The 22,182-nt window shown below is 63.2% G+C and carries 21 protein-coding genes; 15 read left to right on the top strand and 6 right to left on the bottom strand.

All coding sequences use genetic code 11. From position 1 onward, the window contains the following. The first annotated feature begins 6 nt into the window (after nucleotides 1–6). The 8 genes from ACMGEZ_RS15720 to ACMGEZ_RS15685 are packed head-to-tail and all read left to right on the top strand — an operon-like array spanning nucleotide 7 to nucleotide 9,867. Nucleotides 7–1,773 (top strand): class I SAM-dependent DNA methyltransferase, encoded by a 1,767-nt coding sequence (locus ACMGEZ_RS15720; RefSeq protein ID WP_436823199.1) that lies wholly within the window; start codon nucleotides 7–9, stop codon nucleotides 1,771–1,773. Continuing rightward, nucleotides 1,773–3,668: a restriction endonuclease subunit S domain-containing protein gene (locus ACMGEZ_RS15715; protein ID WP_436823198.1), complete on the top strand. Its 1,896-nt coding sequence runs from the start codon at nucleotides 1,773–1,775 to the stop codon at nucleotides 3,666–3,668. The genes ACMGEZ_RS15720 and ACMGEZ_RS15715 overlap by 1 nt, the downstream gene beginning before the upstream one ends. Nucleotides 3,669–3,670: 2 nt before the next feature. Continuing rightward, entirely contained in the window at nucleotides 3,671–5,440 is a 1,770-nt protein-coding gene (locus ACMGEZ_RS15710) for an AAA family ATPase (RefSeq protein ID WP_436823197.1), read from the top strand. Continuing rightward, nucleotides 5,437–6,294 carry an HNH endonuclease family protein gene (locus tag ACMGEZ_RS15705; protein ID WP_436823196.1) on the top strand — a complete coding sequence of 286 codons (858 nt, stop codon included), beginning with the start codon at nucleotides 5,437–5,439 and terminating at the stop codon, nucleotides 6,292–6,294. Before ACMGEZ_RS15710 ends, ACMGEZ_RS15705 begins: the two co-directional genes overlap by 4 nt. A gap of 14 nt (nucleotides 6,295–6,308) precedes the next feature. Next, nucleotides 6,309–7,400 carry a DUF8606 domain-containing protein gene (locus tag ACMGEZ_RS15700; RefSeq protein ID WP_436823195.1) on the top strand — a complete coding sequence of 364 codons (1,092 nt, stop codon included), beginning with the start codon at nucleotides 6,309–6,311 and terminating at the stop codon, nucleotides 7,398–7,400. A gap of 58 nt (nucleotides 7,401–7,458) precedes the next feature. Continuing rightward, a complete protein-coding gene (locus ACMGEZ_RS15695; RefSeq protein WP_436823194.1) occupies nucleotides 7,459–8,931 on the top strand; it encodes a GNAT family N-acetyltransferase in 1,473 nt (490 codons plus the stop codon). Further along, nucleotides 8,891–9,343 carry an ASCH domain-containing protein gene (locus tag ACMGEZ_RS15690; RefSeq protein ID WP_436823193.1) on the top strand — a complete coding sequence of 151 codons (453 nt, stop codon included), beginning with the start codon at nucleotides 8,891–8,893 and terminating at the stop codon, nucleotides 9,341–9,343. The genes ACMGEZ_RS15695 and ACMGEZ_RS15690 overlap by 41 nt, the downstream gene beginning before the upstream one ends. Then, on the top strand, nucleotides 9,340–9,867 hold the full coding sequence (locus tag ACMGEZ_RS15685; protein WP_436823192.1) for an ATP-binding protein: 528 nt from the start codon (nucleotides 9,340–9,342) through the stop codon (nucleotides 9,865–9,867). Before ACMGEZ_RS15690 ends, ACMGEZ_RS15685 begins: the two co-directional genes overlap by 4 nt. 369 nt (nucleotides 9,868–10,236) lie before the next feature. Here ACMGEZ_RS15685 and ACMGEZ_RS15680 read toward each other — a convergent pair whose 3' ends face one another. Continuing rightward, a complete protein-coding gene (locus ACMGEZ_RS15680) occupies nucleotides 10,237–10,449 on the bottom strand; it encodes a helix-turn-helix domain-containing protein (RefSeq protein WP_436823191.1) in 213 nt (70 codons plus the stop codon). A gap of 196 nt (nucleotides 10,450–10,645) precedes the next feature. Between ACMGEZ_RS15680 and ACMGEZ_RS15675 the strand changes: the two genes are divergently transcribed. After that, nucleotides 10,646–11,218, top strand: coding sequence for a helix-turn-helix domain-containing protein (locus ACMGEZ_RS15675; protein WP_436823289.1), 573 nt, complete (start codon nucleotides 10,646–10,648; stop codon nucleotides 11,216–11,218). Between the two features lie 246 nt (nucleotides 11,219–11,464). On the opposite strand, the gene xseB is transcribed toward ACMGEZ_RS15675, so the two are convergent. The 3 genes from xseB to ACMGEZ_RS15660 form a co-directional block, all read right to left on the bottom strand. After that, nucleotides 11,465–11,779, bottom strand: a complete 315-nt coding sequence (xseB, locus tag ACMGEZ_RS15670) for an exodeoxyribonuclease VII small subunit (RefSeq protein WP_436823190.1) — start codon at nucleotides 11,777–11,779, stop codon at nucleotides 11,465–11,467. Nucleotides 11,780–11,782: 3 nt separating this feature from the next. Next, nucleotides 11,783–13,522: an exodeoxyribonuclease VII large subunit gene (xseA, locus tag ACMGEZ_RS15665; protein ID WP_436823189.1), complete on the bottom strand. Its 1,740-nt coding sequence runs from the start codon at nucleotides 13,520–13,522 to the stop codon at nucleotides 11,783–11,785. A 128-nt stretch (nucleotides 13,523–13,650) separates the two neighbouring features. Further along, entirely contained in the window at nucleotides 13,651–14,019 is a 369-nt protein-coding gene (locus ACMGEZ_RS15660; protein WP_436823188.1) for a helix-turn-helix domain-containing protein, read from the bottom strand. A gap of 183 nt (nucleotides 14,020–14,202) precedes the next feature. On the opposite strand from ACMGEZ_RS15660, the gene ACMGEZ_RS15655 reads away from it, so the two are divergent. The 5 genes from ACMGEZ_RS15655 to ACMGEZ_RS15635 all read left to right on the top strand — a co-directional run bounded on the left by ACMGEZ_RS15655 (nucleotide 14,203) and on the right by ACMGEZ_RS15635 (nucleotide 18,042). Then, a complete protein-coding gene (locus ACMGEZ_RS15655; RefSeq protein WP_436823288.1) occupies nucleotides 14,203–14,751 on the top strand; it encodes a helix-turn-helix domain-containing protein in 549 nt (182 codons plus the stop codon). Between the two features lie 99 nt (nucleotides 14,752–14,850). Next, nucleotides 14,851–15,075, top strand: coding sequence for a hypothetical protein (locus tag ACMGEZ_RS15650; protein ID WP_436823187.1), 225 nt, complete (start codon nucleotides 14,851–14,853; stop codon nucleotides 15,073–15,075). A gap of 597 nt (nucleotides 15,076–15,672) precedes the next feature. After that, nucleotides 15,673–16,248: a hypothetical protein gene (locus ACMGEZ_RS15645; protein ID WP_436823186.1), complete on the top strand. Its 576-nt coding sequence runs from the start codon at nucleotides 15,673–15,675 to the stop codon at nucleotides 16,246–16,248. Further along, nucleotides 16,241–17,347, top strand: coding sequence for a relaxase/mobilization nuclease domain-containing protein (locus ACMGEZ_RS15640; RefSeq protein WP_436823185.1), 1,107 nt, complete (start codon nucleotides 16,241–16,243; stop codon nucleotides 17,345–17,347). Before ACMGEZ_RS15645 ends, ACMGEZ_RS15640 begins: the two co-directional genes overlap by 8 nt. Before the next feature lie 389 nt (nucleotides 17,348–17,736). Next, nucleotides 17,737–18,042, top strand: coding sequence for a helix-turn-helix transcriptional regulator (locus ACMGEZ_RS15635; protein ID WP_436823184.1), 306 nt, complete (start codon nucleotides 17,737–17,739; stop codon nucleotides 18,040–18,042). Nucleotides 18,043–18,310: 268 nt separating this feature from the next. On the opposite strand, the gene ACMGEZ_RS15630 is transcribed toward ACMGEZ_RS15635, so the two are convergent. Then, nucleotides 18,311–18,715: a hypothetical protein gene (locus ACMGEZ_RS15630; protein ID WP_436823183.1), complete on the bottom strand. Its 405-nt coding sequence runs from the start codon at nucleotides 18,713–18,715 to the stop codon at nucleotides 18,311–18,313. A 1,031-nt stretch (nucleotides 18,716–19,746) separates the two neighbouring features. Here ACMGEZ_RS15630 and ACMGEZ_RS15625 point away from each other — a divergent pair. Then, the gene (locus tag ACMGEZ_RS15625; RefSeq protein WP_436823182.1) at nucleotides 19,747–20,652 is read left to right on the top strand and encodes a phytanoyl-CoA dioxygenase family protein; all 906 of its coding nucleotides are present in this window, start codon (nucleotides 19,747–19,749) and stop codon (nucleotides 20,650–20,652) included. 211 nt (nucleotides 20,653–20,863) lie between these two features. On the opposite strand, the gene ACMGEZ_RS15620 is transcribed toward ACMGEZ_RS15625, so the two are convergent. Next, nucleotides 20,864–22,180 carry a M16 family metallopeptidase gene (locus tag ACMGEZ_RS15620; RefSeq protein ID WP_436823181.1) on the bottom strand — a complete coding sequence of 439 codons (1,317 nt, stop codon included), beginning with the start codon at nucleotides 22,178–22,180 and terminating at the stop codon, nucleotides 20,864–20,866. Between the last annotated feature and the right edge of the window lie 2 nt (nucleotides 22,181–22,182).

Raw genomic sequence — 22,182 nt, 5'->3', positions numbered from 1 at the left:
ACAACGATGAACCTCAGCAGCACTATCAAGTCCATCCAGGACATCATGCGAAAGGACGACGGGGTCGACGGCGACGCACAGCGCCTGGGCCAGCTCACCTGGATGCTCTTCCTCAAGGTCTTCGACCAGCGAGAGGAAGAGTGGGAAGACGATAACCCGAAGTACGAGTCCCCGCTACCGGAGGCTATGCGCTGGCGCAATTGGGCTGCCTACGTTGCTGGACCCGACGGCAAGAAGAAGCCGCAGATCGCAGGCAGCGCCATCATCAGCTTCGTCAACAACGAGCTGTTCCCCACCCTCAAGGAGCTGGACGCCAGCATCAGCCCGCAGCACAAGGTGATTCGCAGCGTCTTTGAAGACGCCAACAATTACATGAAGACTGGCACCCAGTTGCTGGCCGTGATCGAGAAGCTGGAAGAGGCCATCAACTTTCACGACTTCAAAACGCGCGCCAATCTGGGCGACGTCTACGAGCAGTTGCTGAACGACCTGCGAGGCGCGGGCAACGCGGGCGAGTTCTACACCCCGCGTGCTATCACCCAGTTCATGGTCGACCGCGTCAACCCTAGGCTCGATAAGCGTGAACGGGTATTGGATCCGGCTTGTGGAACGGGCGGCTTTCTGACCGCTGCGATCGACCACTTGCGAAATCAAGTCACGACCAAGTCGAAGGTTGAAGATCGACGCGCCGTAGATCGACTGATTCGCGGTATCGAGAAGAAGCAACTCCCGCATCTGCTCTGTACAACCAATTTGGTTCTTCACGATGTGGAGGTGGATGGGCAGGTTGAGCGAAAGAACACGCTGGCTACGGGTTGGAACGATTGGAAGGCTCAAGATCGAGTCGAGTGCATCGTGACCAATCCGCCCTTTGGCGGCTACGAGGACGACAGCATCGCGGCGGGCTACCACCATCCGACGAAGGAGACAGCCGACTTGTTCATGCAGCTAATCGTCAAGCTGCTTGAAGAACAGGGGCGTGCCAGCGTCGTACTGCCGGATGGCTTTTTGTTTGGGGACGGCATCAAGAACGAAATCAAGCGCCGACTAATGCAGCAGTGCAAGCTGCACACCATCGTGCGCCTGCCCAAGGGCGTGTTCGCCCCGTACACCACCATCAAGACCAATCTGCTGTTCTTCACCAAGGGCACAACAGTGGATGATGGCACAGGGCGCTTCCACACTGACACCATCTGGTACTACGAGCACCCGTACCCGCCGGGCTACAAAAGCTACAGCAAGACCAAACCCATCCGATTCGAGGAGTTCAAGCCCGAGCAAGATTGGTGGGGCAGCGAGGCGAACGACTTCGCCGACCGGGTGGAGAACGAGTTCGCCTGGAAGGTGGACTTCAAGGCCAAGCGCAAGCAGGCTGAAGCCGCCGCGGAGCCGCATTGGGACCGTGCCGAGCAGTTGAGCATCGAGGCCAGCATGCTGGATAACCGCATCCGCGATCTGCGCGAATCCATCAAGGGCGTGGGCGATGCCAAGCTCCGAAAGCCGGTGGAGGCTGAGATGGAGACGTTGCGCACACAGCTCGACTCGCTGCGACTGCAGGCCCGCGATGCACGGGCCGCCGGGGACCGGCTCTACTGGCCGATCTACAACTTGGACCTCAAGAACCCCAACGCGCCCGAGGGAGAGAGTCACGACCCCGACGTGCTGCTGGACAAATACAAGACGCTGCTGGGCCAGATCGAAGAGACCGAGAACCGCCTGAAGAGCGAGCTTGCTGCTGCCCTGGCGCACCACTTTGTGGACGAGGACGCCTGATGGATGCGCAGCAGTTCCTGGCGGAGTTCGGATACTTCGCCAACGCACCTGGGGGAGTTGCGAGGCTGCGGGGGCTTGTCCTTCACCTTGCCATTTCTGGACGGCTGACGGAGCGTGTGGAGGGCGACGTCACGGCGGACTCGTTGATTGAGCTGAACAGGCGGCACCAGAAGACCCTGATCGCCAGGAGGGAGCTCAAGCGGCAACCGGATCCGACCGTAGTTTCGATCGGTGATCAGCCATGGGCACTGCCGGATGGCTGGGCATGGACCCGACTTGGCTACGTCACCAACTACGGGGATGCGCCCAAGGTTGAACTCGGGGATGTTGACCAGGACACGTGGGTCCTTGAGCTCGAGGACATTGAAAAGAGCACCTCAAGGCTGTTGAGCAAGGTCTTGGCTCGGGATCGTCAGTTCAAGAGCACTAAGAACGGTTTTCCAGCTGGTTCAGTCCTTTATGGGAAGTTGCGTCCGTATCTCGACAAAGTCCTGATCGCGGACTCACCCGGTGTGTGCACGACGGAGATTAACCCGATCTCGTTCTTTGAACACATTGAGGCGGGGTATCTGCGGTGGTACATGAAGTCTCCGTACTTCGTTGCCTATGCTAACGGCTCGACCTACGGCATGAACCTTCCCCGTCTGGGAACAGACGCTGCGCGCGAGGCGCCGTTCCCTTTCCCGCCAAGACAGGAGCAATCCCGCATCGTCGCAAGAGTCGACGAGCTGATGGACTTGTGCGATCAGCTGGAGCTGCAACAGCAAGACCGCCGCAAGCTGCAGAACTCCCTGCGGAAGTCGACCCTTCAAGCGCTCGCGGGCGCCCAGAGTCCCCACGAGTTGCAGGCGAGTTGGCAACGGCTGCAAGCCAACTTCGGGTGCTTGTTCAGCGAGCCCGACGACGTTCGACCATTTCGCGATGTCCTCTTTGACCTATCTCTGCGTGGGATGCTATTGCCCAACTCTAAGCTGATCGCCGATGGTGAGGAGATGACCGACGAGCTGGGACCGTTGCCCGACGGCTGGACGTGGAAGACTCTTGCCGAACTGTCCGAGTACATCACCAGTGGGTCGCGGGGTTGGAAGGCCTACATCTCAAACACTGGGGATTCTTTCATTCGCTCCCAGGATATCAGGCAGGACGCCCTGGTTTTCGACAATCCAGCGTTCGTCACCCTGCCTGACCGAGCAGAAGGGAAGCGAACGCTAGTACGGCAGGGCGACCTGCTGCTAACGATCACCGGCGGTAATGTCGGGCGCTGTGCAGCGGTCCCAGAACTCAAGAGCAAGGCCTACGTCAGCCAGCACGTCGCGTTGATCCGGCTGAATCGGCCTGAACTGTCCGAGTTCATCCACTATTGGATGATCAATGCATACGGTGGACGCGCATTCTTGGCACGCTACATCTATGGCGATAAGCCTGGCTTGAACTTGACGCAAGTGGGCAGCGTTCCGGTACCGGTCCCACCAGCGACCGCTCTCCCCGAGATCCTGGCAAGCCTACGTAAGCACCAAGCGCTGTGCGGCGAACTGTCGGACCAACTGGACGCTAGGAACGAAGTGGCGTCGAGGTTGGCGATTGCTGCTGTCGCCGCCCTCACCGGCATCAACACCGAGCAACACGAGGAGACCGCCGTGAAAGCACCGCATACCGAACTCATCGCGCCGCTGCGCTTGGCAACGCCGCCCGACGTGAAAGCCCAGGCACCGCTGGCCACAATTCTGGTCCGCCACGAAGGCGAGATGGCGGCGCGAGACCTCTGGCAGCGCTTTGGCGGTGAGATTGACGACTTCTACGCCCAGCTGAAGAACGAAGTAGCGCACGGCTGGATCGCGGAGCCTGTGCCGGCACTGGTGCGTGAGAAGCCTTCCGCCGACGCGGCCAAGGCTTGACCATGCAGTTGCGGCACCTCGCTATCCCACAGTTCCGCAACCTGCGCGGGGTGGCTATCGACTTCGCGACTCAGCGGGAACCCGAGCCGGGAGGTGCTCCGGATGCGGCGCCTAAGCTGATTCGAAGCCATGTGCTAATCGGCCAGAACGGTGTGGGCAAGTCCAACCTGATCGAGGCGCTGATCACTATCTTCCGCAATGTCGATCTGGACCTACCTGCCGAAACACACGACAAGCGGCCACTGGACTACACGCTCGAGTACGAAATCCGCGGTCGCATCGTCAAGCTGCAGGCCGAGACCGCCAAGCAAAAGCGGCCTTTCGTGTGGGTGGACGGCAAGTCAGAGTCGCAGGGGTATCTGCTGAAGAACCGGGAGCTGCTGCCTTCCCACGTCTTCGCCTACTACTCGGGGCGCAACGAGCGCATCGAGGCACTGTTCCAGGAACACCAGCGCCGCTTCAACGAGCGGCAGGAGATCACCACGGACGAGGTACTGCCCGAGCAACTGCTGAACCAATTCTCGGCCAGCGATGCTGACATCCGCGCGTTGGAAGAAGTGCGGCGGCGCCGCGAGGTCCGCCTGAAGCAGGCTGGCGACGACCGCCTGCGGCGGCTGTTCTACTGCCGGGGCGGCCACAGTCAACTGGTGCTCTTGGCCTGCTTGCTGTCCGATGACCTGGTCTTCCAAAAGGTGCTGAAGAACCTGCACATCGAGGCACTGGAGTCGGCCCTGTTCGTCTTGAAGGAGCCGCATAAGCTACGCGAGAAGCGCCGGGGTGGCCGCTTCGACGAGAACGAGCTCAACGAGGGCGACCCGCGCTTCTGGTACGCTAGGGGAAATGTGGTGAGCGAGTTCCTCGACAAGCTGTGGCAGGTGGCCTGGGCGCCGATCGAGAAGACCGTGCCCGTACCAATCGACTTTCGCGGGCGTACTGAGGAGCAGCGTCAGCTCTACTTGTACGTGCCGAGCCAAGCGAAACTCAGAGAGCTGGGTGAGCTCGTGGGCGGCACCGACAGCTTCTTCCGCTATGCCGAGGGCGCCTACATCGGTGATCTCATCGAGGAAGTGCGCATCACGGTCAAGAAGCGCGACGAACACGGCGGCGCAGTGAGCTTCACTCAACTGTCCGAGGGCGAGCTGCAGATGCTGACCGTGCTGGGGCTCATGCGCATCACCCGCGAAGACCATTGCCTGTTCCTGCTCGACGAACCAGACACGCACTTGAACCCGATCTGGAAGCTGCGCTACTTCGACGACATCGAGGGGGTCCTGGCCGCCGACGCTGGCCAGGTGGCGCAAGGTCAATCGCAGATCCTCATCACCACCCACGACCCGATGATGGTGGGCAGCTTGAAGCGCGAGCAGGTACACATCCTGCGCCGAAAGGGCCAGAAGACAGTGGTGGACGCACCCGACGAGCACCCCCAGGGCATGGGCGTCACGGGCTTGCTGAAGAGCGAACTGTTCGGACTGACCTCCACGCTCGACATCGAAACCGAGCGGCGCCTGTTCCGACGCAACGAGCTGTTCGTCAAGCAGCCCCGCACGGCCGAGGAAGATGCCGAGCTGACCCGCCTGTCGGCCGAGCTGTCGGACCTGGGCTTCTCAACGGCGGACTTCCGAGATCCGGATTACGCGCTGTTCGTGCGCAAGATGGCGGAACACCGGAAATTCCGCAAGCCAACGCTCAGCCCGGAAGAGCAGGCCGAGCAGAACAAGGTCGCAGACGAAATTATCGACGAGATCCTCCGCGAGGAGGCCGGCAAGTGATCTTCATCGACTTGGAACACAAGCGACCGACTGACAACGACATTCCCGGCTGGAACCCATGGACACAGGCGCAGTGGGACGCATGGCTGGCGAAGTCGGCGCACCTGGTGACAGGCATGGCGGCATTGCACGCTGCTGGCAAACGCGACGAGCGCAATGCCTTGATCGATGCCAACGGCGCACACTGGGGAGCACTGAAGCAGTGGATGCTGGCGCTGTCGGGTGGCAAGTGTTGGTTCTCCGAAGTCCGCGACCTCTATTCGCATTACGACGTCGAGCACTTCCGCCCTAAGAAGGAGGCCAAGACTTTGGACGGCACCGAACGTGACGGCTACTGGTGGTTGGCGTTCGACTACATGAACTTCCGGGTCTGCGGGAACGTCGGCAATCGCAAAAAGGGCGGCTGGTTCCCCTTGCAGCAGGGTTCACTTTGCTCGATGTTCGACGCGCGTTGCGAGGAGTCCGAGGCGCGCTACCTGCTAGACCCTATCGACGACGACGATGTCTCGCTCATCGCCTTCGATGAAGAAGGCAAGCTTATCCCGATGCCGGGCAGTTCCCCGTGGGAGCAGGAGCGCGTGAGCGAGACCGTGAAGCGCCTAAAGCTGAACGAGCATGTGCCGCTGGCAGAGGCGCGCCGGAGTGTTTGGCAGAAAGTCGATGCCTTGGTCGAAGACTTCCTGGCCGCGAAGGCCAAGTGCGCGGGCGGCAAGAATCCGGCGGCGAAGGCCAAGCTCTTGGAGGTGCGCGCGAAGGTGCGCGAACTGACGCACCGGTCGGCCGAACTGTCGTCGGTGGCGCGTTGGTGCCTGCAGGTTCGCAACGAGCCGCAGCTGTTGAAACTGGTGGCCTAACCGAGGAGCGCGCGATGCCCATTCACCACGCCGTCTGGTGCGTTGGCGATGAGCCTGCCCCGTTGGCCGCCAGCCGTCTTGCCAGTGAGCAGCAGCTCGAAGACATGATCGTGCGGGATTCGCGCATCCTGTCCAGCGAGTGGATGCTGATCGGACGCCAGGAGCTGACGTCGCACGGTGGGCGTGTGGACTTGCTGGCGCTTGCGCCGGATGCGTCACTGGTGCTCATCGAGCTGAAGCGGGACCGGACGCCGCGCGAAATCATCGCGCAAGCTCTGGACTACGCATCGTGGGTCGAACAGCTGACCCCCGACCGAGTGGTGCAGATCTTCCAGCGGTACTCCGGCGGCAAGGGCCTTGATGTTGCCTTTCAGGAGCACTTCGGCGTCGAGCTCGAGGAAGACACGCTGAACCAGTCGCATCAGATCATCATCGTGGCCGCCGAACTGGACCCGTCCACCGAGCGCATCATTGGCTACTTGAATGCCCGCGACATCGCGATCAACGTCGTCTTCTTCCAGGTCTTCGAGCATGGGGCCCACAAGCTGCTGAGTCGGGCCTGGCTCATCGACCCCGGAGCGACCCAGGCCAACGTCGCCTCGACCACTACCGCCAAGGGCGACAAGGAGCCCTGGAACGGTGAGTTCCACGTGTCCTTCGGCGACGCGACTTCTCGCAGCTGGGAAGACGCCCGCCGCTTCGGCTACATCAGTGGCGGCGGCGGCAGCTGGTACAGCCAGACCCTGAAGCTCTTGTCCCCGGGGGATCGGGTGTGGGTCAAGATCCCCAAGAAGGGCTACGTCGGCGTCGGTACCGTGCTGGAGTCGGTTCAGCCGGTGAAGGACTTTAAGGTGCAGACGGAGAACGGAGAGCAGCCCGCCTTGATGGTGCTGAAGCACGCCGACAAGTACCGTCTTGCTGCCGACGATCCGGAGAAGGCCGAGTACTTCGTCCGGGTGCGATGGCTGGACACCGTTCCGGAGAACAAGGCGGTCAACGAGGTCGGCTTGTTCGGAAACCAGAACACCGTGTGCCAGCCGACGACACCCAAGTGGCGCCACACCGTGGAGCGGCTGAAGGTCGCTTTTCCGCAATGGTCGGCATGACTCTCCGCCAGGGGCAATTGCATCGGCTCACCAAGCACTGGCGCTGCTGAGTCATGCGATGACACAAAGGCTGCGGTTCCTGCTGGACACGAACGTTCTGATTCCACTTCAGGACTCGTATCAGGTCCTGGAGCAGAACCTGGCGAACTTCGTACGCCTGGCTGGCGTCGGCGGCCATCAGCTTCTCTACCACCCTGCCACGGTAGCCGACTTCGACCGGGACCCGAACGCGGAGAGGCGGGCAAGGAACCTTCAGCGTCTCCGCCAGTACAACGCGCTGCAGCAGCCTGCGCCGTGCCCGTGGAACACGGACGCGACCACCCCCAATGACGCCTGCGACAACGAGATTCTGTATGCCCTGGAGTGCGATGCCGTCCACGCGCTCGTCACTGAAGATCGCGGCATACATGCCAAGGCGGGCGCACGCAACCTAGGCGATCGTGTCTACACGATCCAGACGGCGGAAGACTGGCTTCGGCGCCTTCACGAGCCGCGGCTCGTCGTACTACCGAACATTCAGGACGTTCCGCTGCACAGTCTTACACCGCTGCTGGGCTCCAGCTTCTTCGACAGCCTGCGCGACGGTTACGAGGGGTTCGACGACTGGTTTCGGCGCAAGGCCCGCGAGAACCGTATGGCGTGGGTGTATCGGGATGGTGGTACCGAGTTGGCGGCGATCTGCGTCTACGCTGTGCAGTCTGACGAGGTCATCAACGACGAAGGCGCCAAGCTGGACGGGGCGTCGCTGAAGCTCTGCACCTTCAAGGTCGGGGAGACCGTGCGTGGCAGGAAGATCGGCGAGCTATTCCTCAAGGCGGCGTTCAGGTACGCGACCGAGAATGCGTGCGAGCATGTATTCATCCACGCCAGTGCAGAGCGCCATGACTATTTGATCCGCATGTTGGCGGACTTCGGCTTCAAGGAGCACGGTTCGTACCAAGGGGATCTGGTTCTCGTCAAGCGACATCCACGGCAGCCGCCAGACGCATCGGCGGCGCAGCCACTGGAGTACGCCCGGCAGTTCTTCCCGCACTACCGGCGCGATCCAGCAGTTCGGAAGTTCTTGATTCCCATCCAGCCGCAGTTTCACGCCGAATTGTTCCCCGACTACAGCGCGGTGCAGCGGCACCTCTTCGGCACCAGCGGAAGCGTTGGCAACGCCATCAAGCTGGCCTACCTGTGCCACGCGCAGACGAAGGCGATCTCTGCTGGCGACGTGGTTCTGTTCTACCGCACGGGCGATGAGAAGGCCATCACCTCGGTTGGCGTCGTCGACCGCTTCGAAATGCTGACCGACGCCGCTCGCATCGCCAGCCTGGTCAGTCGCCGCACGGTGTACGGCATTGATGAGATCAACCGTATGGCCGCGAGCCTGACGAAGGTGATTCTCTTCCGCCTTGTCGAGCACCTACCCAGGCCTGTTTCGTATGACCAGCTGCTAAGCCAGGGCGTCGTAAGCGGCCCCATCCAATCCATTCGTCAAGTTTCCGATGAGTCCTTTTCCAGAGTCCTCACCGCCGCCGGGCGGTAGAGCCGTCCTCCTCTCAGTCAAGCCACGATACGCTGACCTGATCGTCGCCGGTACGAAGCAGGTCGAGTTCAGGCGCGTTTGGGCCCAGGAGCCCGTGCCTTGGATCGCGGTCTACAGCAGCACCCCTACCCAACAAATCGTGGGCATCGTCGAAGTCGAGTCCGTCGTCTTGGCTTCGGCATCGACCCTTTGGACCTTGAACGGCCGCCGGGGCGGAGGCCTGACGAGAACCGAGCTGCGCAGCTACTTTGCCGGCAAGCCCAAGGGCTACGCAGTGATGCTGGGGCGCGTCTTGAGGCCGCACGCCCCGGTCGAGCCCGCTGACATCATGCAGGGGTTTCGCGCGCCTCAGTCATTTCGATACCTGACCGACCCTGAAGTGTTGCGTCTTTCTCGGAGCTTCCTACCGTGACAGTGCTCGTCGCTGGCGCGCATGGCGTCGGCAAGACGTTTCTGGCGAAGCCGGCGGCGGAGCGGCTTGGCTTTCGCTATGCCACTGCAAGCCAACTGATTCGCGAAGAGCGCGGTCACGCCACCTGGACCGAGACAAGGCAGGTCACTCAGATTGACGAGAATCAGGTGGCGCTGGTCCGGTCAGTCACCCGCATCCTTGACGGTGGCGAGCAACTTCTGCTGGATGGGCATCTGGTTCTTCGCAGTCGTCCCAACGAGCATCAGCGCCTAGCTGAATCGGTCTTCCGCAGCCTTCGATGTCGGCGCATCATCATCCTGACTGCACCTGTTGATGTGCTCTTGAGTCGCCTGCGGGCGCGCGGAGACGAAACCTGGACCTCCAGCGAGCTTGCCGCATTCAGCGAGGCCGAAATCCGGCACGGTGAAGTGATCGCTGTACAACTCGGCATCGACATCGCGATTCTCAGTTCCCCCACCTGTGCTGATTTCGATGCCGCAGCGAACGCATCGCCTCGACCCTAGCCGGGAGCGGTGGTGGAACAGCGGTTCCGCGCCGCGACCGCAGTCGGTCCGCGTTTAACACCGACGCATGTATCGACGGCGGTGAATAGCCATCGAGCTGCCATTAAATCTGCGGGGCCAAATGACTGCAACCGCTGCGAAGCCGCCCATGGGGCCATGGGCAACCCCTCGCAGGTCACCTCGCGGCGCACATCGAACGTACCAACTCAGTCTCGCGCTGAAGCACTTTGTTACGGTGCAAACGGGGAGTCGCACTACATGGCGCCTCATCCTGGGCCCTGCCCCGGGGCGCTGGCGCTCTGCGCAACTCCGCGACAGAAAAGACGTTTGTGGACCACCCTGGGATGTCGCCCGGAACGGGCCGCCGGGCTACAGGCCGCGAAAAAGCTCACCGAGCGGCGCCTTTAGGGCCGTGGCCAACGTTTGGATTGCATCTAGCGATGGATTGGCCCCGCCCGTCTCGATTCGACTCATGTAGGTTCTGGCGAAACCACACTTCTCTGCGAACTCTTCCTGCGACAGTCCTGTCGCGCGACGGAGGTCGCGAATGCGGTGGCCGAATCTAATCCGAAGAGGTTTCACTGACCGCGAAGGTTCGGGTCTTGTGCTCTAATTGAGAACACACTAATCGTGACATATACGCTCACCACCACGCCGCTCACAGGCAGGCCACATGAACTCCGCGCGTCGACAGATCGCTTCGCCCCTGCCAATGGCTCGACCTCTACGGCTGCCGGTCTCGGTGACGCGCGCCCGGACACGGCGACCGGCACCTGTCGTGCGCAGCCAATCGGCGTCGCTTATTGGCGCGCAGGTGAGAGCGCTTCGCATCGCAGCTCAGGTGTCTGGCGGCGCGCTGGCAAAGATGTCGGGCATTTCCTCCTCGATGCTCTCGCGAATCGAGCGCGGCCTGGTCTCGCCTTCGGTGGAGACCTTAGAGCGTCTCGCAAAGGGTCTGCAGGTGCCGGTTTCGCGCTTCTTCAGCGACCAGGCGCGCCGCACGGACTTCTGCCACGTGCGCGCAGGTAAGGGACCGGTCGTCGATCGCATCGGTGCGGTGGCGGACTATCGCTACGAGCTGCTCGGTCATCTGCTGTCGGGCAACCTGTTCGTCGAGCCTTACCTGGTTACGCTGCTGCCCGGTGCCGATCCCTACGTGACCTTTCAGCATCCGGGTCTGAAGTTCCTGTACTTCCTGTCTGGGGAGGTCACCTATCGCTACGGGGCGAAGACGGTTCTGGTGAGGGCAGGGGACTCGCTGCTGTTCGATGCCACCGCGCTGCATGGGATCGAGGCGATCCGGGTTCAGCCGGTCTCGTACCTGTCGGTGGTATTCACGCTTCGCGAATGAAAGCGGAGGGTATTTCGAGTTTCAGCGGAAACGATGTCTGGAGTTCTCGCTGTGTGTTCTGCAGGTTCATGAGGTCCCGATTGGAGGGGCGGCCGGCGGGCTTGCTGGCGATCGCGGGGCCGCACTCCGAACTCACCGTCCATGCGGCGGTTGTGGGTTCAGATAGCCGTGAGACTTGCGCTGGTTCGGGCGGAGACTGACAACCTCGAGAGCCTCCGGCCGGTGCTTGTCTTGTGGGATTGACGCTCAGAACGGAATCTCGTCGTCCATGTCGTCAAAGCCAGACACAGGGCTCGGCGCGGCCGGCGCTGCGGGCGTGCTGGCGCTCGTCTTGGCTGCGGCCGAGCGCGGTGCCGGCTCGGGTGCTGTTGTCACCCCGGCACCATCCAGCGCCGTCTTCAGCGCTTCCTCCACGGCATCGATGCGCTGCTTGCACACCTTGTACGCGTTCACCGATTCGGTGACGATGGTCAGCAGGTCGTCGATGTTGGGCTCGTCCTGGTTGCGCAGGGTCTGTGCGTGCCGCTGCAGCACACCATAGGCTTCGCGAAAACTTTCCATCACTCATTCCTTTTCGGTCTCGTCGTCCGGACGGGCGGGAACCATCCCGTCGCGGAACTGGATTTCAAGGGCGGTGAGCGCACGCGCCTGGGCCTGGGCCGTCACGGGCTTGCCCTCGGGAGTGCGCACGATGGCAAACCCGCGGGCCAGGGTCTTCTCCGGCCCCTGGCCCGTGACCTCGCGCATGAGCGCCTCGGCCTGGGTGCGGGCAGCCTGCAGGCTTCCTTGGGCGCGTTCCGCTACATGCTGCAGCCGGTCCTCGACGGCCCGGCCCGCCGCACGGGCCGCGGCGCGGCCGCGGTCCACCACCGCGTGGAGCGCGAGCTCCGAACTTCCGCGGGCCTCGACGACGCAGGCCTGGGCCCGGGCGCGCACGTCGTGGAGCAAGGCAGGCACCCGCTGGCGGGCGGCCGCCAGATGCTGGCGGGCCTCGCCCTGAGTCTGGTTCCACAGCGCCAGGCTGCGCGCCGCGGCGTCGTGGACCTGCCGCATCGAGGCCACCTCGACCTGGCCCATGGCCTGCGTGCTGCCGTGGCGAGCCCGGGCGAGATGGGCTCGGGCATCGGCACGCACCTGGGCCTCGCTGCGGTCCAGCTCGGCGCGCGTGCGCTGGGCGAGGCGACCTGCCGCCGCGAACACCGCGTCGGCCGCAATCTGGGCCTCGCGGGTGCGTTGAAGGATCTGGTGCTCGATGCCCGCGATCACCTTGCTGGGCGTATCGAAACGCAGGTGGGCCACTTCGTCCGGCAGCGTGTTGTCGCGTTCATGGCCGATGCCGGTGAGCACGGGGATGTCCAGGTCGCAGATGAAGCGCGCCAGGTCATAGTCGTTGAGCCAGGCCAGGTCGTTGACTGCGCCGCCGCCGCGGATCAGCGCGATCGCGTCGGGAGGCGCGTCCTTCGGGAACGTCTCCAGGGCACGCACCATGACGGACACGATCTCCCGCGCCGCGCCTTCCCCCTGGAACCGGCTGTTGGCATGGACGAAGCGGCAGACGCCGAAGCGCTCCAGCCGCTCGGACTCCTTGCGGAAATCCCCCAGGCCCGCAGCATCCTCGGGTGCGACCACGAGCACGCAGCGGTAGTCCCACGGCGGCTCCAGGTGGCGGTTGTGCTCGAACACGCCTTCGCGCTGCAACCGCTCGCGGATCTCGCGCTTGCGCGCCTCTAGGTCCCCGAGCGTGTACTCCGGATCGATGGCCTCGATCTCGAGGCTGAAGCCGTACTGCGCATGGAACACGGGTCGGGCCAGCACCAGAAGCTTGATGCCGGCGCCGATCACTGCACCCGTGGCCGTCTCGAACTCCGGCAGGATGCGCGCGGCTGTCGAACTCCAGATCATGGCCCGGGCCTTGGCGACGGGCTGGCCGTTGCGATCGCGCTCGGACAGCTCCAGGTAGACATGGCCGCGCGCACGCACCTCGACCACCTCCACCAGCGTCCAGACACCCTTTGAGAACGCCTGCGCCACGGCGCCGGCCACGCCATTGAGCAGACGCGAGAGCGGAATTCCTTTGGCGCGTGGAGCGGAGACCGTTCCCTCGGAGACCGGCAGCGACAGATCGCTTGAAGGGGAAGAGGGTGAAGGGGGCGATTCCGCGGGAGCAGGCAGCCACTGGGAAAATGCCGCCAGATCGCGACCTTCGTCGACGTACCAGCGCTTGACCGTGCCGTCGAAGCGTGCGCCGAGCGACTTGGCGGCGTCTTTCTGAGTGAAGGGAACGTTCAGGTACTGCCGGGACATGGAGGTCTTCGGGGCTGCAGAGCAGCGCCATTGTTGCCGAAGGGCCGCGGCAAGGCGGCGCATCGGCTACAGGCGAGGATTCGTCACCTCTTGGCGGAAGGCTTGGCTTCCATGAGCGCAGAGGGGCATCAACGCAATTGCGAGCGCCTGCTGCCCACGGGGTGCCTGGCCTCATGCGAAGCCTGGTTCACCCGACGCTTTCTGCCCTGGGCACCCATGGATGGCTTGACGACGTGCGCGTTGCCGTGAAGCAGATCTGGAACCGTCGTCTTCAATGCGAATGCCAAGGTGCCGAGCGTCCACAAGGATGGATTCGCCAGACCTCGTTCGATGAGCGAGATGTAGGTTCGATCAAGTTCACAGTCGAAGGCGAGTTCGGACTGGGATCTGTCGGCTGCTATTCGAAGTTCCTTGAGGCGCTTGCCGAGCGCAACCGAAATGGCCTCCTTGTGCGTCGGAGGCCGTGGCTTTGGCTGTTTGGCGGGAGCGGTCGGCATGCCCGCTGACGATCCCTGTTTGCAGCGCTAGAATCGACGGCATATACACTGCATAGAAAACCTGTCATGCGTGTCTATCAAGCATCCCCCCTACCGACCGCTCGCGCCTTTCGACTGCCTGCATCGGTCACTCGCGAACGACCTGCCGCTGCCCCGGTGCTTCGAAGCGACTCGGCTTCCCGTATCGGCCATCAAGTCCGAGCCCTGCGCACGGCTTCAGGAACTTCCGCCGGCAAGCTCGCCAGCATCTCCGGTGTGTCTGCCTCGATGCTCTCGCGCATCGAGCGCGGGCTGGTCTCGCCTTCCGTCGAGACCCTCGATCGCATTGCCAAAGGCCTGGGCGTGCCGGTCTCGCGCTTCTTCGGCGACCAGGCCAGCCGCACCGACTTCAGTCACGTTCCCGCGGGCAAGGGCATCCTGGTGGATCGGATCGGGGCAGTGGCCGACTATCGCTACGAGCTGCTGGGTCACCTCCTCTCGGGCAATCTGTTCGTCGAGCCCTATCTGGTCACGCTGCAGCCCGGCGCAGAGCCCTACGTGACCTTCCAGCATCCTGGTACCAAGTTCCTGTACGTGCTGACGGGGCAGGTCCGTTATCGCTACGGCCGCAAGGTCGTCGGCCTGGCCGCGGGCGACTCGCTGCTGTTCGACGCCACTGCGCTGCACGGCATCGAGGAGATCCATGTTCAGCCGGTCTCGTATTTGTCCGTGGTGTTCACGTTGCGCGAATGAGAGCTGGGGTTCGCGCCTGCAGCTAATGCCAGAGCGTGTCAGTCGCAGGGTGTTCGGCATGCCGAACATCGAGGAACTCGCGTGGGAAGGAATGACACGTTGCAGGAGGTGGCCTTCGGCGCGGTCGGCTGCGCCTTCCCGCTGGGGCGTTGCGGCCTCGTCGAGGTGATCATCGAGCGCTATGCTGCCTATCTCGACAGCTGGCTGCAGGTGCTCAGGAACGATCTTCACGGCCGCGCGGCATGCGGGCGAACCTTCGAGTACATCTTGCGAAGGGAGACGGCGCTGCTTGCGACTGCGCCCCCGGCAGCATCGAAAGAGTGAGTCCTTCTGCGAAGTCGACAGAAGCAAACTGCTCCGGCGCAGAGCGGCGCACGATGTGCGGCTTGACGCCGCCGCATTGACGTCGTTCACCGGCACTACGTTTGCTTCAGAAGAGCGTGCGCGGGTAGGCAGACGCGGGGCGCCTGCTTTACTGGTCACAAGTGTTGACGAAGCGTGATCGGGCGTGGGGAACCTCTACGATTGCCGCAGCGCGTCAGGTCTCGTCGAGCATCCGATTTCGAGCTGAGCACGGCGCAAAGGCCAATGCGAAGTGGCGTTGCGGACGATGACAAGCAAGCCGGCTGCTGACGGTTCTATCGCCCGTCCGCAGCACCTGCGTTGCGAGGCCCTGGCGCGAAGTTGATCCCTTCGACGCCATAGAGATTGCGGATCTCGTCGTCGCTGAACAGCGCTGCACTGATTCGGAACGATGCTTGATGTAGCGGGGGAGGAGAAGCCCATGAGTCAGGGAGCATCGGCATGGCTTGCGATAGCGGGAGAAGCAGAAGTTTCGGCATGCCGAACACCCAAGGCCTTGTGCGGTGTTGAGGGCAGGATAGACTGCCGTCAGACATTGTTAACAGCCACGGCGTTGCGATGACCAAGACCTCTCGATCGAGCGTGATGGGGATCCGGGTGTCGACCGACAAGCGGGCCAGAATCGCCGCCCTCGCCGCGCGCCACCAGCTCAGCGAGTCGGGTCTGCTCGCCAAAATGATTGACGAGGTGCTGCGGGCCAATGGCCCGCTGGTGCATCAAGCGGGCGAGCAACGCCCCCGCCAAAAGTCGACCGTCGATGGTTTCCGGGAGGACCGCGTTACGCTGCGCCTTCGCCATGGCGATCGAATGCTCGCGGCAGAGCGGGCATGCGCCCGTGGCATGAAGACCGGCAGCTACCTGGCCATGCTGGTCCACAACCATGTCCGAGGCTCGGTGGTGCTGCCGCCGAACGAACTGGATCTGCTCAAGGCGACCGGGGCGCAACTGGCTGCGCTCGGGCGGCAGCTTCAAAGGTTCGGCATGCCGAACACGCTGGAAGAGCCGCTGGCGGCCGAACTGCGCGATGCAATCGCGGTTGCCAGGCGCGAGGTCGAGGCCGCACGCGAAGCCACGGCCGCGGTCGTGCGCCGGAACCTGACGAGCTGGGAGACTGGCGAGGTGGGCCATGCCTAAGCAGACGGTTCGGGTCGGGCGAAGCCGTCTCGAGTCGGCGGGTGGATCGCGCGATCTGGCGCTGGACATCGTGAGCTATGGCCGGCGGGGACCGGGCGGCACGCTGCAGCTGGGCGCTGAGGAGATCGCGCAGATCCAGCGCACGGTGGGCCGCACGCCCGAGGTGATGGTGAAGGTTTCCGGTGGCGGGCGGAATCTTGGTGGCGTCGAAGCGCACCTGCGCTACATCGGCCGGCACGGCAAGCTGCCGGTGGAAACCGACGAGGGGCTGGCGTTGCAGGGCCGGGGAGCCGCCAGGGAGATCACGGCAGACTGGCAGCTCGACCTTTGCAGAAGCCAGTACAAGCCCAAGCCGGCCGAAGGGCAGAAGGACACCCGTGCGAAGCTCGTGCACAACATCGTCCTGTCGATGCCGGCCGGCACGCCTGCCGGGAAGGTGCTGGCGGCGGCCCGCGTCTTCTCGCGCGAGAACTTCGCGCTGCAGCACCGCTATGCCATGGTGCTGCACACCGACCAGGCTCACCCGCACGTGCACCTGGTGGTCAAGTGCGAACACGAGTTCGAGCCCGGGAGGCGCCTGTACATTCGCAAGGAAACCCTGCGGCAATGGCGCGAGCAGTTCGCCGCGCTGATGCGCGAGCAGGGCGTGGCGGCCAATGCGACGCCGAGGCAGGTACGGGGCCAGATCCGCAAGCCGTACCGGGATGCGATCCATCATCGGCTGCGCGCGCTTCGCGCGTTCGGGCAGTTGCCAGCAGACGAACGTGCCAGGCGTCAGCCGCCCAGAAGCTCGAGCTTTCTGCGCGAGAAGCTCGATGGCGTGCTCGAGGTGCTCCGATCGGGGCGAGGCGCCTTGGATGCCGGCAAGCCGGCCATGCAGAGCACGCGACGGGACGTGGAAGCGGACTGGCGGGCGACCGCGGATGTGCTTCGAAGACAGGACAAAGGCGAGCTGGCTGCCCAGATCGATCGCTTCGTCGCGCGCATGCCGGCCGTGCAGACCGATGCGCAGCGTCTGGCTGAACGCTGGAAAGAGCAGGGCAGAAGCAGGGCGCCAGAGCGCACGAAAACGAAGTCGCCGGGCGACCAGGTGCGGTGAACTGCAATGCGATCAGGGCCCTCACCATGCTTAGCCCATTGCTTCGAACAACATCGAGTCACCTGGCTGGAGATCGATCGTCTCATGACCATGGGCCTGCCTCGCACAATCCGGAAGCGGCAGCAAAGCTCATTGCAATTGCATGAACCTATGAAAACTGACAGTTGAACTTGGCTGTCCTTCGGCGCACCCTCACAAGAAGCCACGCAGCGATGAAGCGAGAGGCTCGAGCCATAGCCGCCTGGCGAGTGTTGATTGTTGACCGTGTCATACGGCGGAGTCGCAACTTGGCCGCATCCGGATGCAGTAGTTATGTAGCTATTCAGCGAGGACCCCGCCATGGAAACCCGCATCCGCTCAAAGACACGGCCGCAACTTGAGGACATGTCATGGACTTCGAACATCATGCGAGCCGCCGCCCCATTGGTCCACAGCCTGTAGGAGATCCCGCGTTCTTTCGCATGGCGGATGTGATCCGCATCACGGCATTGAGTCGTGCTACGTTGTATCGAAGGATTGCCGGAGGAAAGTTCCCGCCCCCTGTGCACCTAGGAGGGCGCGCCTGTGGATGGCCGCGTGCAGCGCTCCAATCCTGGATTGACGATCCCGAGGGCTACATCGAACGACATTCGGCACCACTTTCGACGAGAGGCTCAGACACGCAAAATCGAGGAAGCAGGCGGCTCCGCAGTTGAGGCCACACCTCAGGAACCGCCTTTTCGCAACAGACCAGCGATGCAAGGGTATGCAGCTGGTCGTCGCACCTTGACGACCTGAGGGCTCTGGAAGTCGGAGACTAGACTTCGGCGTCGGCCAACAGCATCGGTGATCGTGCAGCGCATCACGGACGTTCCAAAATGAAGACCCCGACCGAGGCCGTTGAAACGACGTTTCGCCTTGCGCGCGGCGTGACGAAGGAGGAATTCATCACTGCAACGCAGATGTCGATGCCTGGCTAAGACTTCAGCCCGGCTTCGCGATCAAGCCGCCGAAGCCGGGTTCCTTGCGCAGGCGCGCGTACTCGGCGGCCGCTTGCCAGTAGGCGGGGCGAGATGTATCCGCACCTGCTTCGCCATTCTGCACCGCGGCCAAGCCGGACCGCATCCAAGTCAAGGTGTCTGCCTGGATCACCGCGCGGGTGTTGCCAGAGACGCGAGTCATCGCCTGTGGGTCTCCCTCGGGGTAGCCCTGGGTCGGCGCACTTTGCAGCCACCCTTGCGCGTCGGCCGCAATGTCCGTACGGCTCGCTGAAGAGGTCAGGGTTGCGGGTCTGGGGTCCCCCTCGGCGTAGTTGCCTGCCAAAGCAGGGCCAGCCATGGCGGCCATCAGAACGGAAAATGCCAGGGGAGTCTTGAGGAAGCGCATCATTCAGATCCTTTGCGTCGGTTGCGGTTGAGGTTCTCCGGCGGTGATGAACACGCTGATGCGGCTTCATCGCCGGCGGTGAAACCAACTCTACGCAGCCGACCTGACAATGTGCGAACCGATCGATTACGGTTTTGTAATCGATGAGGTGCCTGCTCGGACGTCGCGCGCGCCTGCGCCAGCGGTGGAACACGGCAAGCAAGGTTAGTCGAAAGCGGCCCGTTTTTTCAGTTGAGAAGGGGCAGAGGATGGTTCAGCAGTGGTCAATGGGATCTCTTGGCCATTGAGATCTACCGATACGATTCTCCAATCACCATTCTTGACAAGCCTCGCATACAACTCGGCAGTGCCGCTGAGGCCTTCTAGCGAAGTTGAAAACTGCGCGCTTCCACTTGGCCCCGACACCCGGATCGAGTACCCGAAGAAATGAAGGCGCATCTTCGGATGACCTCCGACTCTTTCTCTTACGGCATCTGAGGTTTGGACGAAATCGCTCAGTTTCTGGTACGCGTCAGTCCGTTGGACTATGAGGTGGCTAGCAGCCTCTGCGAGCGCAAGAACCGCCAGAACTATTGCTGCCGCCCACTTTATGAACTTCATGCTACCTTCCTGACCCCTATATCGTTCCCTCCAAGCCCATTCCTCCTCTCCCGCGGAGGCTCCGGCTATTACCCAAGCTCAAACTCGGCGGCCGCCATCGGCGTATGACCGAGCCGCAAGTGAAGATGAGGACGGCCGACGGCAGAGTGGCGATGGCAATAGGCATCGTCATCGAATCGATGAAAGTGGGTCCGTTTGAGCGCGTTGCCGGCGCCGACGTGCGCCTACTTGGAATGTTACTGAGGTCCGCGCGGCCGAAGTGCTGGCCGCCGGTGGTGACGCCGGCTCGGTCGTCCGCCCGCGCAAGCGTGCTGCCATCGCCAAGGCCACCCGGAGCACGTCTGAGGGCACAACACACACCGGGCGCCTGCAAGCGCCTCATAGCAGCCGTAGCAAGCGGCGCCGGGCATACTTGACCTTTTCGGAGCAACTGGATGGCGGTGGATCTGGACATGGAAGCGCTTGGCGCGCATTGGCGAGAGAACGGCTTTGCGGTACTGCCGAGGTTTTACTCGGACGATTGGATCGAGGCCGCTCAAGAGGCGGAACGGCTCGCGTGGGATGACCCCGCGTCGCGCGTCGTCGTGGACGACATGTCGATCGACAAGCGCAGCCGTATCCGCGACGTGACCGAGCAGGATCGCGGCGCTCATCGCTTCAAGGTGAACGACCTCTACCTCGAATACGACGAGGTTCGCCGGCTGGCGCTGAACCACCGGATGACCCCGATCCTCAAGGCGCTGCTGAAACACACGCCAGTCCTTTGCAACTCGCTCAACTTCCTGCACGGCAGCACGCAGGCCGATCACGTCGATTCGCTCTTCATGACGCCCCGCACGCAAGGGCACCTGATCGCCATCTGGGTCGCGCTGGAAGATTGCCATTGGGACGCCGGTCCGCTGCGCTACTACCCTGGCAGTCACCGGATCGAGCAGTACGTGTTCTCGACCGGCAGCAATCACTACGTGCCCGAGGAAATGGCGAAGTGGCACGCGTACATGGATGACCAGGTTGCCAAGCATGGGCTGACCGCGCGGACCTTCGAGGCCAAACGCGGCGACGTTTTCATTTGGGACGCGCATCTGTTGCATGGCGGAAGCCCGATCGAGACGCCGGGCAAGACGCGGCAGAGCATCGTCTTCCACTACTTCTCGGAAGAGGACAGCCGGGCGTTGCGCCAGCGCCTTGTGCCGGAGCATGGCGCCTACTGGGTGCATCGCCAGCACCAGCCGGTGCCGGGCGTCGGCGAATCCCCCGCTCCCGCGCTGCCTGCTTCGGCCGCCTTCGCGACAAAGCTGCGAGATCTCGGGTTCCGCTTGAAACGCAAGATCGCCGCCTGAACCATTGAGCAGCTCCGGACAACCCGGAACTGCTGGCAACGTGGGCGCACTACGGCTTGCGCATTGCCGAATCGGCGTGTCCTTTTGCTCCCCTCAACTGTCGGAGCCTGCCATCATCGAATGCTGGATGAATCGCCGCTGGTTCGAGCCGCCGGCGAGCTGGATGGCTTGGCCAAATCCCTCACCTCGGTCGCATCCGACCCGCTAACGCTCAGGCAGCCAGGCGCGCTGCCAGCTGCCGCGCGGTTCGCGCGCTGGCGCCCTTGCCGGTCATCGCCAGCGCCGGAGGGTTGGCCAGCATCCGCTCGAAGACCGACCGCACTTCTTCCGCTGCGATGTCATCGATCATCGCAAGCGCTTCGCCCATCGGCGTCACGGTCCCGCTGGCAAAGAGCTCTTCGACGGCACGCTCCATCGTTGCGTAGGTCCGCTCCTCTGCGCGCACGCGGGACACGGTCAGCTGATTCTTCGCCCGCTCCAGGTGCACCGGATCGATGGTGGTGACCTGCGCACGCAGCAGGCCGCCCGTCGCCGTCATCAGGGCATCCAGCTTGTCCGGGGTAGTGACCGCATGCACCACGAAGTTGGCCCAGACGTCGCCGCTGTCCATTGTGGAATGCGCCGTGTAGGCCAGGCCGAGCTGCTCCCGGACGGTGTCGACCAGGGGCGCCGACATCCCGCCTCCAAACAGGTTGGTCGCAAGCGTTGCCGCAAGGCGCCAGCGCTGCTGCGATAGCTCCTCCTGCTGCACGGGCGCAAGCGGATAGGCGATGTTCAGGGACACCTGCGACACCTGCGTGAAGCGCCGGGCCATGGCATGACCGATGTACTTCGCGGGGGCCGGCTGTCGCGACACGAGTCGGTCGGCCGACGGGGGCACCGCTGCAAAGAGTTCCCCGGCGAGGGCGACCCAGGCTTCGACGTCGAAATTCCCGGCCGCAGCGACGACGGTATTTTCCGCGACGTAGTGGGACTGCACGTGGCGGATCAGGTCGTGCCGGGTAAAGCTTTCGATGTTGCCGATGGTGCCGATCACAGGCATGCCCATCGGGTCGTCGCCCCAGATTGCGCGGTCGAGCAATTCGTTGGCGTAATCCTGCGGATCCTCCTCGTACTCGATGGCCTCCTGGCGAATCACTTCGAGCTCGCGCTGCAGTTCACTGTCGGGAAATGTGCTGTTCAAGACGATGTCGGCCGTCATGCGCAGCAACTGCTCCGCGTGCCGCCCCAGGCCGGTCATGAAGTAGCCGGTGGTGTCCTTGCCAGTGAACGCGTTGACATCCGCTCCGAGCCGCTCCGCATCCAGGTTGATGGCCTGAACGGAGCGGGTGGTGGTCCCCTTGAACGCCATGTGCTCCAGGACATGGCCGATGCCGTTGGTGACCGGCGTCTCGTCCCGGGAGCCGACACGCAGGAACACGCCCACACTGGCGCTCTGCACATGGGGTATGTGAATGGCGAGCAGCCTCACCCCGTTTGGAAGCGTGTGGAGGACCGTGGTGGTGCGCTCCGCGTGCAGCCGGACCATGG

The sequence above is a fragment of the Variovorax stachyos genome, from assembly GCF_051400855.1.
Classification (GTDB): Bacteria; Pseudomonadota; Gammaproteobacteria; order Burkholderiales; family Burkholderiaceae_C; genus Variovorax.
The sequence above is the reverse complement of the archived record's forward strand: the minus strand, read 5'-3'. Positions and strand labels throughout refer to the sequence as shown.

Coding starts and splice junctions, on each gene's coding strand:
- ACMGEZ_RS15720 (WP_436823199.1), top strand. CDS start 7: ATGAACCTCAGCAGCACTATCAAGTCCATCCAGGACATCATGCGAAAG.
- ACMGEZ_RS15715 (WP_436823198.1), top strand. CDS start 1,773: ATGGATGCGCAGCAGTTCCTGGCGGAGTTCGGATACTTCGCCAACGCA.
- ACMGEZ_RS15710 (WP_436823197.1), top strand. CDS start 3,671: ATGCAGTTGCGGCACCTCGCTATCCCACAGTTCCGCAACCTGCGCGGG.
- ACMGEZ_RS15700 (WP_436823195.1), top strand. CDS start 6,309: ATGCCCATTCACCACGCCGTCTGGTGCGTTGGCGATGAGCCTGCCCCG.
- ACMGEZ_RS15695 (WP_436823194.1), top strand. CDS start 7,459: ATGACACAAAGGCTGCGGTTCCTGCTGGACACGAACGTTCTGATTCCA.
- ACMGEZ_RS15690 (WP_436823193.1), top strand. CDS start 8,891: ATGAGTCCTTTTCCAGAGTCCTCACCGCCGCCGGGCGGTAGAGCCGTC.
- xseB (WP_436823190.1), bottom strand. CDS start 11,779: ATGGAAAGTTTTCGCGAAGCCTATGGTGTGCTGCAGCGGCACGCACAG.
- xseA (WP_436823189.1), bottom strand. CDS start 13,522: ATGTCCCGGCAGTACCTGAACGTTCCCTTCACTCAGAAAGACGCCGCC.
- ACMGEZ_RS15660 (WP_436823188.1), bottom strand. CDS start 14,019: ATGCCGACCGCTCCCGCCAAACAGCCAAAGCCACGGCCTCCGACGCAC.
- ACMGEZ_RS15645 (WP_436823186.1), top strand. CDS start 15,673: ATGACCAAGACCTCTCGATCGAGCGTGATGGGGATCCGGGTGTCGACC.
- ACMGEZ_RS15640 (WP_436823185.1), top strand. CDS start 16,241: ATGCCTAAGCAGACGGTTCGGGTCGGGCGAAGCCGTCTCGAGTCGGCG.
- ACMGEZ_RS15635 (WP_436823184.1), top strand. CDS start 17,737: ATGGACTTCGAACATCATGCGAGCCGCCGCCCCATTGGTCCACAGCCT.
- ACMGEZ_RS15630 (WP_436823183.1), bottom strand. CDS start 18,715: ATGATGCGCTTCCTCAAGACTCCCCTGGCATTTTCCGTTCTGATGGCC.
- ACMGEZ_RS15625 (WP_436823182.1), top strand. CDS start 19,747: ATGGCGGTGGATCTGGACATGGAAGCGCTTGGCGCGCATTGGCGAGAG.
- ACMGEZ_RS15620 (WP_436823181.1), bottom strand. CDS start 22,180: ATGGTCCGGCTGCACGCGGAGCGCACCACCACGGTCCTCCACACGCTT.